We start from the raw sequence: 15,043 nt of genomic DNA, 5'->3' as shown, positions 1-15,043 counted from the left end.
GGGCCGCCACCCTCTTCGTCTGTGCCCGTGGGCTTCCGCGCCGGTCAGACGCCGCGCGTCGGCAGCTGCTTGCCGTACCAGAGCTCGATCAGCCGGGCCGCGATCGAGATGCCGTACGGCGGCAGGACCTCGCCCGACTCGAAGGCCGTACGGAGGTCGTCGCGGGAGAACCAGCGGGCCTCGTGGATCTCGTCACCGTCCACGTCGATGTCGGTGGAGGTGGCCCGGGCCATGAAGCCGAGCATGAGGCTGGACGGGAAGGGCCAGGGCTGGCTGGCCACGTACTCGACCCCGCCGACGTGGATGCCGGCCTCCTCGAAGACCTCGCGCCGCACGGCCTGCTCGATGGACTCCCCCGGCTCGACGAAGCCCGCGAGCGTGGAGAAACGGCCCTCGGGCCAGTGGACCTGGCGGCCGAGGAGGATGCGGTCCTCCTCGTCGGTGACGGCCATGATCACGGCCGGGTCGGTCCGCGGGTAGTGCTCGGCTCCGCAGGCGGGGCAGCGGCGGATGTGCCCGGCTGCGGCGATGACGGTGCGCTCGCCGCAACGGGAGCAGAAGCGGTGGGTGCGCTGCCAGTTCTCCAGGCCGACGGCGTGCACCATCAGCCCCGCGTCGCGCGGTGACAGCAGCAGTCCGGCCTCGCGCAGCCCCGCAGGGCGCGCGGACTGGTCGATACGGCCCGGCAGGGCGTCCTTCTGCAGGGCGAAGTAGCTGACGCCGTCCTCGTCGATGCCGAGGAAATAGCGGTGCGCCTCGGTGAGGGGAGCCTCGAACGAGGGAGTCATGACGAGTTCGGTGCGTCCGTCCGGCGTCTCGTCGATCAGGACCTGGCCCCCGGAGACCACGAAGCAGCGGGTCGTGGGGTGACTCCACGCCGCGGCCAGCCAGGCCTCGTCGAGCCGGTGGTGGGCGGCGCGGTCGATGCCGCTCGGGGCTGTGAGCGAGACGGGTCGGTCGGCGGTGTGGTCGGTCGAGGTGGTCACGGGTGCTTCCAACTCCCCCAGTGGAACGGTGTGCTTCGGCGGGTGGATCGGCGGGACGTGGGACGGGAGGTGACCGGGGGCGGCAGGGCTCGGCGGCATGGGACGGCTTTTCCAGTGTGCCGCGCGTGTGCTGCCGCTCCGGGCGGGTGCGGTGCCTCAGGGCGCATGACGCCAGTGCGCGGCCAGATCACCCCACAGATAGGCGGTGGTCTCGACGCCTTTGAGGAGCAGGTCGAGCTCGACCTTCTCGTTCGGGGCGTGCCAGCCGTCGGAGGGGACGGAGATGCCGAGGAAGAGCACGGGTGCGCCGAGCACGTCCTGGAGGTCGGCGGCGGGCCCGGAGCCGCCCTCGCGCGTGAAGCGCACGGGGCCCTCGAAGGCGCGGCCCATGGCGCGCACGACCGACTGCAACGCCGGGTGGTCGAGCGGTGTCAGACACGGGCGGGTGGCCCCGCTGAAGGTGATCTCGCAGCGGATTCCCGCGGGCACCTGCTCGGCGGCCCACGCGCGGACGGCCTTCTCGATGTGGTCCGGGTCCTGTCCGGCGACCAGCCGGAAGGAGAGCTTCACCAGCGCGGACGACGGGATGATCGTCTTGCTGCCGGGACCCTGGTAGCCCCCGCCGATGCCGTTGACCTCGGCGGTGGGGCGGGCCCAGACACGCTCCAGCGTGGTGTGGCCGACCTCGCCGTGGGTGGCGTGCGACCGGGCGGTGCGCAGCCACCGCGCCTCGTCGAACGGCAGCTCGGCGAAGAGCTCGCGCTCGCGGTCGGTCAGCTCCACGACGCCGTCGTAGAAGCCGGGGATCGCCACGCGCGCGTGGTCGTCGTGGAGGGCGGCGACCAGGCGGGCGACGGCGGTCGCCGGGTTGGGGACGGCGCCGCCGAACGAGCCCGAGTGGATGTCCTGGTCGGGGCCGTACAGCCGGATCTCGCACTCGGCGAGACCCCTCATGCCCGTGCACACCGTGGGGGTGTCCTCGGACCACATGCCGGTGTCGGAGACGATCACCGCGTCGGCGGCCAGCCGGTCGGCGCTCTCCTCGACGAGGGCGCGGAAGTGCGGGGAGCCGGACTCCTCCTCGCCCTCGATCAGCAGCTTCAGGTTGACGGCCGGGGCGGTGCGGCCGGTGGTGGCGAGGTGGGCGCGGACGCCGAGTGTGTGGAAGAACACCTGGCCCTTGTCGTCGGCGGCCCCGCGCGCATACAGCCGTCCGTCGCGGACGACGGGCTCGAAGGGCTCGCTGTCCCAGCCGTCCTCGCGGGCGGCGGGCTGCACGTCGTGGTGGCCGTAGACGAGGACCGTGGGCGCCTCGGGGTCACCGGAGGGCCAGTGCGCGAAGACGGCGGGCGCTCCGGGCGTGGGCCAGACCTCGACGGCCGGGAAGCCGGTCTCGCGCAGCTTTGCGGCGAGCCAGTCGGCGCTGCGGCGCACGTCGGGCGCGTGGGCGGGCTGAGCCGAGACGGACGGGATGCGCAGCCACTCGGCGAGATCGTCGAGGAAGGCGGTGCTGTGCTGTTCGATGTACGTACGGACAGCGTCGTCCGGGGTCTGGCTCATACTCCCGAGCCTATCGGCCCGCGCCGACATCCTGATTGGGCGGTTCCTCACACTCCGTCTCCCCGGCGGGCTCGCCGGTGAGCAGCCGTTCCAGTGCCGCGCGGTCCGGCAGCGCGTCCGGGCGTACGACCTCGCCGCTGCGGACGTAGAGGAAGACGGCGTCCACCGCCTCCAGGGGGACGCCCTGCTGCTCGGCCCAGGCGAGCCGGTACAGGGCGAGCTGGAGGGGGTCGGCGGTGCGGCCGCGGTTGGTCTTCCAGTCGACGATCTCGTACGTCGCCTCGCTGCCGTCGCCACTTCGGTACACGGCGTCGATGCGGCCTCGGACGACCCGGCCGGCGATCGCGAGCTGGAACGGCGCCTCCACCCGGTAGGGCGTGCGGTGCGCGTACTCGGTGCGCTCGAAGGCGGCCTTGAGCGCCTCCAGGTCGCGTTCGTCGGCGATCTCCGCCTCGCTGCCGGGCAGCTCGTCGGGGTCCAGCATCGGCAGCGTCAACTCTTCGAATCGGGCTTCCACCCATGCGTGGAACCGGGTGCCTCGGCGTGCGGCGGGTTGCGGGGGGCGCGGCATGGGGCGTGCGAGTTCCTGCGCGAACCCGTCCGGGTCGGCGGCCAGCCGCATCAGCTGCGACGCGGTCAGGGACGCGGGCAGCGGTACGTCCATGACGCTCGCGCGGGCGCGCAGCAGCTCGCCGGTGAGGGCGTCGAGGTCGCGGTCCCAGGAGGCGAGGGTGCGGGCCTCCTCGGGCGTGAGGCGCTCGCGCGGGGGCGGCACGGGGGACGGCGGTCCATGGTCCCGGTCGGGCGTGCGGGTGCCGGGCTGCGCCGCCTGGTGCGGGATGGCCGGGCGGGCGGGGGTCTGAGGCTCGGGGGCGCTCTCGTGCCGGGTGCCGTCCTCCTCCTCGTCGTACGCACCGCCCTCGTACGGGTCGTCCTCGAAAGGGTCCTCCTCGAAGGGATCGTGGTCGAGAGGGGCCTCGTCGAGGGGCGCCTCGTCCCACAGGTCGGGTTCGCCGAGGTCGGCGTCCTCGTCCGGCGGAGGCGGCCAGTCCGGGTCGTCGTACGTGTCGGGGTCGTGCGCCGCGACGACGGCGTCCTGGGACGCCAGCTGTTCGAGGTGGGCCAGGACCGTCTCGGCGGCCGCGCGGCGCCGGGCCAGGGCGGTGTCGTCCAAGGGCAGAGGCCAGGCGTGCTCGGCGCCCTCACGGAGCAGGGCGGGGTTCTCCGCGTCCTCGGCCGGCTCGTCGGCCCACACCTCGATCTCGCCGTGCCCGGACGCACAGTGGTCGTGCAGGGCGAGCAGGAAGTCGGAGGGCCCGCGGGGCTTCTTCTGGCTGGGGCCCCACCAGTGACCCGAGCCGAGGAGCAGTGAGCGGGGCCGGGTGAAGGTGACGTAGCCGAGGCGTAGCTCCTCGGTGTGCTGGTGCTCCTTCATGGCCTCGTGGAAGGCCTTGAGGCCCCGGGAGTCCCAGGAGGTGACGTCGGGGAGCGTGTCGGCGTCGCCACGCAGCTCGTGCGGGAGGACCTTGCCCTGGGCGGTCCACTTCTCGCGGCCCTGGGCGCTGGGGAAGGTGCCGGTGACCAGTCCGGGGACGGCGACGACGTCCCACTCCAGGCCCTTGGACTTGTGCGCGGTGAGCACCTTGACGGTGTTGTCGCCGCCCGGCAGGGCGTTGTCGAGGCCCTTCTCGTACTGGGCGGCGGTGCGCAGGAAGGCCAGGAAGGCGAGCAGGGAGGCCTCGTGGTCGCCGGCCGCGAAGGACGCGGCGATGTCGAGGAAGTTGGACAGGGTCTCGCGGCGGCGGGCGGCGAGCGCGTGCGGGGAGGCCGAGAGCTCGACCTCCAGGCCGGTGACGGCGAGCACGCGGTGGAGGACGTCCATGAGCGGGTCGGACAGGGAGCGGCGCAGGTCGCGCAGCTCGGCGGCGAGGCGGGCGAAGCGCACGCGCGCGTCGGGCGAGAAGGGCAGCCCGTCGTCGTCCCCGGTGCCGTCCAGCGGCGTCTCCAGGAAGGTGTCGAGGGCGTCCGCGAGGGAGATCACCTCGGCCGGGTCGATGCCCTCGACGGCCTCGGCGAGGCGGCGGTCGGGGTCGTCGTCGCCGTCCACGCGCGCGTGGGAGACGAGCAGGCGGGCGCGGCGGCCCAGCAGGGCGAGGTCGCGCGGGCCGATGCGCCAGCGCGGGCCGGTGAGCAGCCGGACCAGGGAGGCGTTGGCGCCGGGGTCCTGGAGGACCTCGCAGACGGCGACCAGGTCGGCGATCTCGGGCAGGTGGAGCAGGCCGGACAGGCCGACCACCTCGACGGGTACGTCCCGCGCGACGAGCGCGCCCTGGATCTCCGCGAAGTCACCGGCCGTACGGCACAGGACGGCGATCTCGCCCGGCGCCTTCCCGGTGTTCACCAGGTGGGCGATGGAGTCGGCGATCCAGTCGATCTCCTCGGCGTGGGTGGTCAGGAGGGCGCAGCGGACGATGCCGTCGCGCTCGGCTCCCGGGGCCGGGCGCAACGCCTCCACGCCCGCGTGCATGGCCCGCAGGGGCTCCGCGAGGCCGTTGGCGAGGTCGAGGAGGCGGCCGCCGCTGCGGCGGTTCTCGCTGAGGGACTGGCGGGTGGCGGGGCGGCCGTCGGCGTGCGCGAAGTGCTCGGGGAAGTCGTCGAGGTTGGCGACGGAGGCCCCGCGCCAGCCGTAGATCGCCTGGCAGGGGTCGCCGACGGCGGTCACGGGGTGGCCGGTGCCCTCGCCGAACAGCCCGGCGAGGAGGACGCGCTGGGCGACGGACGTGTCCTGGTACTCGTCGAGGAGGACCACCCGGAACTCGTCGCGCAGCAGCCGGCCGACCTCGGGCATCCCGGCGAGGCGCGCCGACAGGGCGATCTGGTCGCCGAAGTCGAGCAGGTCCCGTTCGCGTTTGGCGGCGCGGTAGCGGACGACGAGGTCGGCGAGTTCGCGGCGCGCGGCGGCGGCTTCGGGGACCTTGCGCAGGTCGGCGTTGCTGAGCCGGGTGTTCTGGAGGGTGAGCAGCAGCTCGGCGTCGTGGGCGCGCAGGGCCTCGGGGCGTACGAGGTGCTCGGAGAGTTCGGCGTCGAGGGCGAGCAGGTCGCTGACGAGGTCGGCGAAGGAGCGGGTGAGAGCCGGGTAGGGGCCGGGGGCCTCGCGCAGCACGCGCGCGGCGAGCTGGTAGCGGGTGGCGTCCGCGAGCAGCCGGGAGGTCGGTTCGAGCCCGATGCGCAGGCCGTGGTCGGTCAGCAGACGGCCCGCGAACGCGTGGTAGGTGGAGATCACGGGCTCGCCCGGCGGGCGGTCGGGGTCGATGGCGTCGGGGTCGGTGACGCCGGCCCGGACGAGGGCCTTGCGGACGCGTTCGGCGAGCTCGCCGGCGGCCTTGTTGGTGAAGGTCAGGCCGAGGACCTGCTCGGGCGCGACCTGGCCGGTGCCGACCAGCCACACCACGCGGGCCGCCATGACCGTCGTCTTGCCCGATCCGGCGCCGGCCACGATCACCTGCGGGGCGGGCGGCGCGGTGATGCAGGCCGTCTGCTCCGGGGTGAACGGGATGCCGAGGAGCTCTTTGAGCTGCTCGGGGTCGGTGATACGGGCGGGCACCTGAGGAAGGCTAGCGGCGGCCACTGACAGCCCGTGTCCGTTCGGTCGGCCGCGGTGGGGAAAGCGCAGGTCGGAGCGGGTGGTGCGATCGGTCACGCCGGTCGTCGGCGGGTGCGGTCACTCGACCACGTGCCGTCCCTCGGGGCGTGCGCTGCACGACGCCCGGAACGCGCAGTGGGTGCAGTGCTGCCCCGCGGTGGGCGTGAACCGCTCGTCGAGGACCTTGCCGGCCGCCGTGGCCAGCAGGTCGCCGACCCACTCCCCCTCCGGGCCGTCCAGCGGCTGCTGCGCCTGCACCTTGGGCAGGGTCTCGCCGCCGTCCCGTTTCGCGGCGCCCTGGCGCAGCTGGACCAGCTCGGCGCCGCCCGGTTCGGGCCGTGCGCCGTCGAAGGCGTCGTCGACGGCGCCCTCGCGGACGGCGAGCTGGTAGACGGCGAGCTGCGGGTGGCGGGCCACCTCGGCCGCGCTGGGGGCCTGCTTGCCGGTCTTGAAGTCGACCACGTACGCGCGTCCGTCGGCGTCGGCCTCGACGCGGTCCATCTGTCCGCGGATGCGCACCTCGAAGTCGCCGGCCTCCAGCGTCACGTCGAAGTCGTGTTCGCTGGCCACCGGGGTGCGGCCCGCACGGTCCATGACATGCCAGCGGAGGAAGCGTTCGAGGGCCGCGCGCGCGTGGGACTTCTCCTGCGCGGACTTCCACGGGGCGTCGAAGGCGAGGGCGTTCCAGACGGAGTCGAGCCGTTCCATGAGGACGTCGAGATCGGCCGGGGTGTGCCCGGAGGCGACCTCGTCGGCGAGGACGTGGACGACGTTGCCGAAGCCCTGGGCGACGGTCGCGGGCGCGTCGGCCTTCACCTCGCGGCCCAGGAACCACTGCAGGGCGCAGGTGTTGGCCAGCTGGTCCAGCGCGCTCCCGGACAGCACCACGGGCTGGTCGCGGTCGCGCAGCGGCACCTTGGACTCGGTGGGTTCGAACATGCCCCACCAGCGGTAGGGGTGGGCGGCGGGCACCAGGGGGCGGCCGTCGTCGTCGGAGAGCGCGGCCAGCCGGGCCAGCCGGAGCGCGGCGGCCCGGCGCAGGGCGTCGGACGCGCGCGGGTCGACCGTCGTCGCCCGCAGTTCGGCGACGAGGGCGGCCACGGACAGCGGGCGGCGGGGCCGGCCGGTCACGTCGACGGGGTCCACGCCGAGTTCGGTCAGGAACCGGGACGGCTGGTCGCCGTCGTCGGCGGGGGCCTTCACGGCGGTGACGACGAGCCGTTCACGCGCGCGCGTTACGGCCACGTAGAACAGCCGGCGCTCCTCGGCGAGCAGCGCGCCCGGGGTGAGCGGTTCGGCGAGCCCGTCACGGCCGATGCGGTCGGCCTCCAGGAGGGAGCCCCGGCGGCGCAGATCGGGCCACAGGCCCTCCTGGACCCCGGCGACGACGACCAGGCGCCACTCCAGCCCCTTGGAGCGGTGCGCGGTCATCAGGCGCACCGCGTCCGGGCGTACGGCCCGCCGGCTGAGGGTGTCGGCGGCGATGTCCTCGGCGTCGATCTCCTCGAGGAAGTTCAGGGCGCCCCGGCCGCCGGTGCGCTCCTCCGCGCGCGCGGCCGTCGCGAACAGCGCGCATACGGCGTCCAGATCGCGGTCGGCGTTGCGGCCCGCGGCGCCGCCGCGACGGGCGGCCCGCTCCAGGCGGGTGGGCCACGGGGTGCCCTCCCACAGGTCCCACAGCGCCTCCTCGGCCGTACCGCCGCCCGCGAGGCGCTCGCGGGCCTTGCGGAGCAGCGCGCCGAGCCGCTGCGCGCCCCGCGCGTACGCGGGGTCGTGCACGGCCAGCCGCTCCGGCTCGGCCAGCGCGCGGGCGAGCAGGTCGTCGGAGGGCGGCGGCAGCGGGTTGCCTCCGGCCCGCTCCTCGTCGCGCAGGGCCCGCCCGAGGCGGCGCAGATCGGCGGCGTCCATGCCGGCCAGGGGCGAGGTGAGCAGGGTGAGGGCGGTCTCGGTGTCGAGCCAGCAGGGGGCCTCGTCGGTGGTCGTCTCCGGGCCGTCCGGGTCCTCCGGTGAGCCGTGCTCCTGCCTGTCGGAGAGGCCCGCCTCCGCCGTCGCCACCGCGCGCAATGCCGTCAGCAGGGGCGCGACGGAGGGTTCATGGCGCAGGGGCAGGTCGTCGCCGTCGATGTCCAGGGGCACCCCGGCGGCCGTGAGGGCGCGGCGGACGGTCGGGATGGTGCGGGAGCCGGCCCGGACCAGGACGGCCATGTCGCTCCAGGGGACGCCGTCCTCCAGGTGGGCCCGGCGCAGGATGTCCGCGACGTTGTCCAGCTCGGTGCCGGCCGTCGGGTAGGTGAAGACCTCCACCCGGCCGCCCTCGCGGACGGGGGTGAGCTCGCGGTGGGCGCGGACTTTGTCGGCCGGGAGCCGGGTGAGCGGCATGCGCCGGGTCAGCAGCCGGGTCGCGGCCAGCAGCGCGGCGCCGGAGCGGCGGGAGACGCGCAGGACCTCGACGGGGGCGGGGCGGCCGTCCGCGCGCGGGAAGGCGTGCGGGAACTCCAGGATGCCGTTCACATCGGCGCCCCGGAACGTGTAGATCGACTGGTCGGGATCACCGAAGGCCACCAGGGTGCGGCCGCCGCCGGCGAGGGCGCGCAGGAGCCGCACCTGCGCCGGGTCGGTGTCCTGGTACTCGTCGACGTACACGGCGTCGTAGCGCGCGGCGAGCGCCTCGGCGGCGTCGGGCCGCCGCGCGAGCAGGACCGCGCGGTGGACCAGCTCGGCGTAGTCGAGGACGCCCTGGAGGTCGAGGACGTCCAGGTACTCGGCGAGGAAGGAGGCCGCGGCCCGCCAGTCGGGGCGGCCGATGCGGCGGGCGAAGTCGTCCAGGGCGCCGGGGCCGAGGCCCAGCTCACGGCTGCGGGCGAGGACCGCGCGGACCTCGTCGGCGAAACCCCGGGTGGTCAGGCAGGCGCGCAGCTCGTCCGGCCAGCGCACATGGGCCAGCCCGAGCCGCTCCAGCTCGGGCTGGCCCGCGAGCAGCTCGCGGACGGTGACGTCCTGCTCCGGGCCGGAGAGCAGCCGCAGGGGATCGACGAACAGGTCGTGGTCCTGGTGGGCGCGGACCAGGGCGTAGCAGAACGAGTGGAAGGTGGTCGCCTGGGGCGCGCGGGCGGCACCGATGCGCAGCGCCATGCGGTCGCGCAGTTCCACGGCGGCCTTGCGGCTGAACGTCAGCACGAGGATGCGCTCGGGGTCGCCCCCGCGCGCGATGCGCTCCGCCACCGACTCGACGAGCGTGGTCGTCTTGCCGGTGCCCGGGCCCGCGAGGACGAGCATCGGCCCGGTCCTGTGGTCAACCACCGAGCGCTGTGCGGCGTCCAGACGAGGGGGAGCCGCCTGGGCCGGAGGGGTACGCACCAACCGGTAAGCGCCACGGGCCCCCTGTCGCACCGGGGTGTGCGACAGGCGCCTGGTGGAGGAAGAGGAGCTCACGTGGTTCGCCGGTCCTGGTGGGTGTGCAAGGGGTCGTGGCCGGCGCGGTGCGCCGTCGTCGGGGGGCCGTGGTCGGGGTCGCGGGCGGCCGCCTTCCGCGCGGGGCGGGCGGTGACCGCGGGATGAGGGGGACACGCGCAGCCGACGCTACGCCGCGGGACCTCACGGAAGCAGGGCTTCCGCTTCATCCCTCGGGTCACTCCTGGCACCTGCGCCCCTCGCCTCACGAACGTACGTCATGCCTCGGACGTGCCCTCCTTCCCCCGGACGCGTCACGGGTCACACGGCGGGCCCGCCGATGGCGGAAGCTGTCAGGTGTGACCCTGTGCGCGTCCGCCTCCGTCCCAGCGCGCCCGCCTCATGTCGAGGCGCGGCAGGTGGCCCTCGGCCGCCCTGCTCGCGTCCTTCAAGGGGGTGCCCTCGGCGCGGTAGTGCTCCAGCGCCCGCAGCTCGTGGCCGGGCAGCAGGACGCCGTCCGCGCGGACCACGCGCCACCACGGGACGGCGCCCCCGTAGAGGGCCATCACCCGGCCCACCTGGCGGGGTCCGCCCTCCTCCAGCCACTCCGCGACATCCCCGTAGGTCATGACGCGCCCCGGCGGGATCAGCTCGGCGACCTCCAGGACCCGCTCGGCGTACTCCGGCAGCGCGTCCGCGCGCTCCGGTCGGGCGGTGTCCGGCAGGCTCTCCTCGCTCATCCGCCCCATCCTGCCGCACCCCACCGACAACGCGACGCGCCCGCCACCGTGCGTAGCCCTCGCCCCGGGGCCCCGCTTCCGGCAGACTGTGCGCCCCCGCGTTTGCACCCTGATGCCCCTGTGTGTCGGTGGGGCATGCCACCATCGTGCGGGCGGTGACTGGTGATACGAGATCAAGAAGAGACGATGAAGCAGCAGGGCGTGCACCCGGAGGACGCGGAGAGCACGTCCGGCGCTTCGTCGCGCCCTGACACCGCGCGCGCGGGCGGAAAGGACCCCGAGGGGGCCGCCGCCGGCGAGGAAGAGCAGGTCGGCGAGGGTTCCGGCACGGGCCCCGAGGCCGGCGACACGGCGGGGCGGGACTCCGAGGAGGCGTACGCCGACGAGGTCGAGGGTGACGAACCGCTCCTCCCCGCGCGCGTGCACCGACCCTCCGACCTCGTCCGGGTCCTGGTGGGCGTGCTGGGGATGGTGCTGCTGCTCGCGATCGCCGCGTTTGCGCACGGCACCACCTCGGGCCTCGAACAGGACATCAACAAGGGCACCGGACAGGCGCCCGACGTCTTCAGCAAGATCGCCGGTCTGGTCTCCAGCATCGCCATCCTGCTGGTCCCGGTGGCCTTCGCGATCGAACGGCTGATCAAGCGGGACGGGCTGCGCATCGCGGACGGCGTCCTGGCGGCCGTCCTCGCGCACGGGGTGACACTCGCCACAGACCTGTGGGTCGCGCGGGCCGCCCCCGAGTCCATCCGGGACGCGCTCACCCAGCCCTCCCCCGGCGACGTCGGCTCGCTCACCGACCCGGTGCACGGCTACCTCGCGCCGGTCATCGCGTACATGACGGCCGTGGGCATGTCCCGCAGACCCCGCTGGCGCGCGGTCCTGTGGGCGGTCCTGGTCCTGTACGCGTTCTCGATGCTGGTCACCGGCTACACCACGCCGTTCTCGATCCTGCTGACGCTGCTGATCGGCTGGGCCGTCGCCTACGGCACGCTCTACGCCGTCGGGTCGCCCAACGTCCGCCCGACCGGACGGACCCTGATGGCGGGCCTTCGGCATGTCGGCTTCCGCCCGGTGAGCGCGGCCCGCGAGGAGGTCGCCGACGCCCAGGAGACCGCCACCGACCGCGGCCGGCGCTACTTCGTCACCCTGGAGGACGGGCCTCCGCTGGACGTCACGGTCGTCGACCGGGAGCAGCAGGCGCAGGGGTTCTTCTACCGCGCGTGGCGCAACCTCACGCTGCGCGGCTTCGCCACCCGCAGCAGCCTCCAGTCGCTGCGGCAGGCCCTGGAGCAGGAGGCCCTGCTCGCCTACGCGGCCATCGCCGCCGGCGCGAATGCGCCCAAGCTGATCGCCACCTCCGAGCTCGGCCCGGACGCCGTGATGCTCGTCTACGAGCACACCGGCGGCCGCACGCTGGACTCGCTGGCGGACGACGAGATCACCGACGATCTGCTGCGCGACACCTGGCTCCAGGTCAAGGCGCTGCAGTCCCGCCGTATCGCGCACCGCAGGCTGGTCGGTGACGCCATCCTGGTGGATCGTTCCGGCAAGGTGATCATCACCGATCTCCGCATCGGGGAGATCGCCGCGAACAGCCTGCTGCTGCGCATGGACATCTCCCAGCTGCTGGTCACCCTGGGGCTGCGCGTCGGCGCCGAGCGCGCCGTGGCCTCGGCGGTCGGCGTGCTCGGTCCGGACGCCGTGGCCGACTGTCTGCCGATGCTCCAGCCCATCGCGCTGAGCCGCTCCACGCGCGCGACGCTGCGCCGTCTCGCCAGGGAACGCGCCGAACGCGAGCGCGAGGCCGTCCTGGAGGCGTCCCGGGTGTCCAAGCAGGCCCGCAGCGAGGAGGCCGCCACCGACGCCGGGACCGGGTCCGACAAGCCGGACAAGAAGACCGTACGGGCGCAGGCGCGGGCCGAGAAGCGGGCCCTGGACGAGGCTCTGGACGACGCGCGCGAGGAGGACCTGCTCACCCTGATCCGGCACGAGGTGCTGCGCATCAGGCCGCAGGCACCGGTCGAGCCGGCCCGGCTGGAGCGGGTGCGTCCGCGCACCCTGATCAGCTTCATCGCCGGCGCCATCGGTGCGTACTTCCTGCTCACGCAGCTCACGCACATCGAGTTCGGCCCGCTCGTCGCGAACGCCCAGTGGGGCTGGGTGGCCGCGGCCGTGCTGTTCTCCGCCGCCAGCTACTTCGCCGCGGCGATGGCCCTGCTGGGGTTCGTGCCGGAGCGGGTGCCGTTCCGGCGGACGGTGGCCGCGCAGGTCGCCGGGTCGTTCGTGAAGATCGTCGCGCCGGCCGCGGTCGGCGGTGTGGCCCTGAACACCCGCTTCCTGCAGCGCGCGGGAGTGCGGCCGGGGCTCGCGGTGGCGAGTGTCGGCGCTTCGCAGCTGTTCGGGCTCGGCTGCCACATCCTGATGCTGCTGGCCTTCGGCTACCTCACCGGAACCGAGAAGACGCCCTCCCTGTCGCCGTCCCGCACGGTCATCGCCGGTCTGCTGACGGTGGCGGTGCTGGTGCTCGTCGTGACGTCGGTGCCGTTCCTGCGGAAGTTCGTCGTCACGCGCGTGAGGTCGCTGTTCGCGGGTGTCGTGCCCCGCATGCTCGACGTGCTCCAGCGGCCGCAGAAGCTGATCACCGGCATCGGCGGCATGCTGCTGCTGACCGCCTGTTTCGTCATGTGCCTGGACGCCTCGATCAGGGCCTTCGGCAGCGAGGGCACCTCCCTGAGCATCGCCAGCGTGGCCGTCGTCTTCCTGGCGGGCAACGCGCTCGGCTCGGCCGCGCCGACCCCGGGCGGCGTGGGTGCCGTCGAGGCCACCCTGACCGTCGGTCTGATCGCCGTCGGCCTGCCCAGCGAGGTCGCCGCTCCCGCGGTGCTGCTGTTCCGCCTGCTGACCCTGTGGCTGCCGGTGCTGCCGGGGTGGCTCGCCTTCAACCATCTGACCCGCAAGGGCGCGTTGTAAGGCGGCTCAGCACACGACGAGCCGCCGTACGGTGGAGGGGCACCCCACGGGCGGGGCGCCGCCGTACCTCGTACGGCCCGTGTCCCGGGCGCCGCGCCCCGCACGACCGCAGGATGGGATCATGCCGAACCCGCCCCGGCTGCGCGCCGCCGCCCTGACCGCCGCCGCCCTGCTGCTGGCCTCCGCGCTCGCGGCCTGCGGGGACGACGATTCCGGCGACCGTGACCTGACGGCGCAGAAACTGACCTGGCGGGACTGCCCGGCGCCCTCGCAGGCGCAGGGCGGCGGAGGGAGCCCGTCGCCGTTGCCGGACGACGGCACCTGGCAGTGCGCGACGATGAAGGCGCCCCGCGACTGGGACGAACCCGAGGGCGACACCATCGACATCGAGCTGATCCGGGTGCGGACCACCGCCCCCGAGGACCGCCGCATCGGCTCCCTGATCTTCAACTTCGGCGGGCCGGGCGGCTCGGGCGTCACCACGCTGCCGGCCTTCGGCTCGTCCTACGAGACCCTGCGCACCCGTTACGACCTGGTGAGCTTCGACCCGCGCGGGGTCGGCCGCAGCGCACCTGTGTGGTGCGAGGACGACCAGCAGCTCGACGCGTACTTCCAGCAGGACGCGACACCGGACGACGCGGCCGAGCGCACCGAGTTCCTCGACAGCACCAAGGAGTTCAACAGCGCCTGCGAGAAGAACTCCGGCGCGATGCTGCCGCACGTCGGCACCACGGAGGCGGCCCGCGACCTGGAGCTGATGCGTCAGGTCCTGGGCGACGACAAGCTCCACTACTTCGGCATCTCCTACGGCACCGAACTCGGCGGCGTCTACGCCCATCTGTTCCCGGACAAGGTCGGGCGGGCCGTGTTCGACGCGGTGGTCGATCCGGCCCAGAACCCCGAACAGGGTTCGCTCGCCCAGGCCAAGGGCTTCCAGCTGGCCCTCGGCAACTTCGCCGAGGACTGCGTCTCCCGCGTCGAGGACTGCCCGATCGGCGACGCCGCCGAGGACGTCGAGAACCGCATCGCCAAGCTGCTGAAGGACCTCGACAGCAAGCCGATCAAGGGAATCTTCCCGCGCGAGCTCACCCAGGCCGCCGCCACCAGCGGCATCCTGCAGGCGCTGTACTCCAAGGATTTCTGGCCCTATCTCACGGAAGGGCTCGAGCAGGCGTACGACGGGGACGGCAGCACCCTCATGCTGCTCTCCGACGCGCTGAACGGCCGCAGCGAGAACGGCGAGTACAACAACAGCACCGCGGCCAACGTCTCGATCAACTGCGCCGACGACAAGCCGCGCTACACCCCGGCGTTCGTGGAGGACCGGCTGCCGGAGTTCCGCGCGGCCTCCGAGCTGTTCGGCGACTCCCTCGCCTGGTCGCTGCTCAGCTGCACGGACTGGCCCGTGGCGGGCGCCGCCGACCATCCGGACGTCAGCGCGCCCGGCGCGGCACCGATCCTCGTCGTCGGCAACACCGGCGACCCGGCCACCCCCTACGAGGGGGCCCGGAAGATGGCGCAGGCGCTGGGCGACGGGGTCGGTGTCGAGATGACCTACCGAGGGGAGGGGCACGGGGCGTACGAGAGCGACAACAAGTGCGTACGGGACGCGGTGAACGGCTATCTGCTGGACGGGAAGGTGCCGACGGCCGGGACGGTCTGCTCCTGAAACCATCGACCCATCGAATATGCGCAGGTCAGAGAGTTATCCACAGGCTCCGACGGGCTTTCGGTGATCCGCCTACTATGGC

The 15,043-nt window shown here is 73.8% G+C and carries 7 protein-coding genes; 2 read left to right on the top strand and 5 right to left on the bottom strand.

Going from position 1 to position 15,043, the window contains the following annotated elements; translation table 11 throughout:
- Positions 1 to 44: 44 nt before the first annotated feature.
- From nudC to DC008_RS22985, 5 genes are all read right to left on the bottom strand, one after another.
- Positions 45 to 986 (bottom strand): NAD(+) diphosphatase, encoded by a 942-nt coding sequence (gene nudC / locus DC008_RS23005; protein WP_055621910.1) that lies wholly within the window; start codon positions 984 to 986, stop codon positions 45 to 47.
- A 156-nt stretch (positions 987 to 1,142) separates the two neighbouring features.
- A complete protein-coding gene (locus DC008_RS23000; protein ID WP_108708578.1) occupies positions 1,143 to 2,546 on the bottom strand; it encodes a dipeptidase in 1,404 nt (467 codons plus the stop codon).
- A 10-nt stretch (positions 2,547 to 2,556) separates the two neighbouring features.
- The gene (locus DC008_RS22995; RefSeq protein ID WP_164492348.1) at positions 2,557 to 6,150 is read right to left on the bottom strand and encodes an ATP-dependent helicase; all 3,594 of its coding nucleotides are present in this window, start codon (positions 6,148 to 6,150) and stop codon (positions 2,557 to 2,559) included.
- Between the two features lie 117 nt (positions 6,151 to 6,267).
- Entirely contained in the window at positions 6,268 to 9,621 is a 3,354-nt protein-coding gene (locus DC008_RS22990; RefSeq protein ID WP_108708576.1) for an ATP-dependent helicase, read from the bottom strand.
- A gap of 311 nt (positions 9,622 to 9,932) precedes the next feature.
- The gene (locus tag DC008_RS22985) at positions 9,933 to 10,319 is read right to left on the bottom strand and encodes an MGMT family protein (protein ID WP_164492347.1); all 387 of its coding nucleotides are present in this window, start codon (positions 10,317 to 10,319) and stop codon (positions 9,933 to 9,935) included.
- Between the two features lie 186 nt (positions 10,320 to 10,505).
- On the opposite strand from DC008_RS22985, the gene DC008_RS22980 reads away from it, so the two are divergent.
- The gene (locus DC008_RS22980; protein ID WP_108708574.1) at positions 10,506 to 13,292 is read left to right on the top strand and encodes a lysylphosphatidylglycerol synthase transmembrane domain-containing protein; all 2,787 of its coding nucleotides are present in this window, start codon (positions 10,506 to 10,508) and stop codon (positions 13,290 to 13,292) included.
- Between the two features lie 121 nt (positions 13,293 to 13,413).
- Positions 13,414 to 14,961 carry an alpha/beta hydrolase gene (locus tag DC008_RS22975; RefSeq protein WP_108708573.1) on the top strand — a complete coding sequence of 516 codons (1,548 nt, stop codon included), beginning with the start codon at positions 13,414 to 13,416 and terminating at the stop codon, positions 14,959 to 14,961.
- The last annotated feature ends 82 nt before the right edge of the window (positions 14,962 to 15,043 follow it).

The organism is Streptomyces nigra, assembly GCF_003074055.1.
Classification (GTDB): Bacteria; Actinomycetota; Actinomycetes; order Streptomycetales; family Streptomycetaceae; genus Streptomyces; species Streptomyces nigra.
This window is presented reverse-complemented; position numbering and strand designations above follow the sequence as displayed.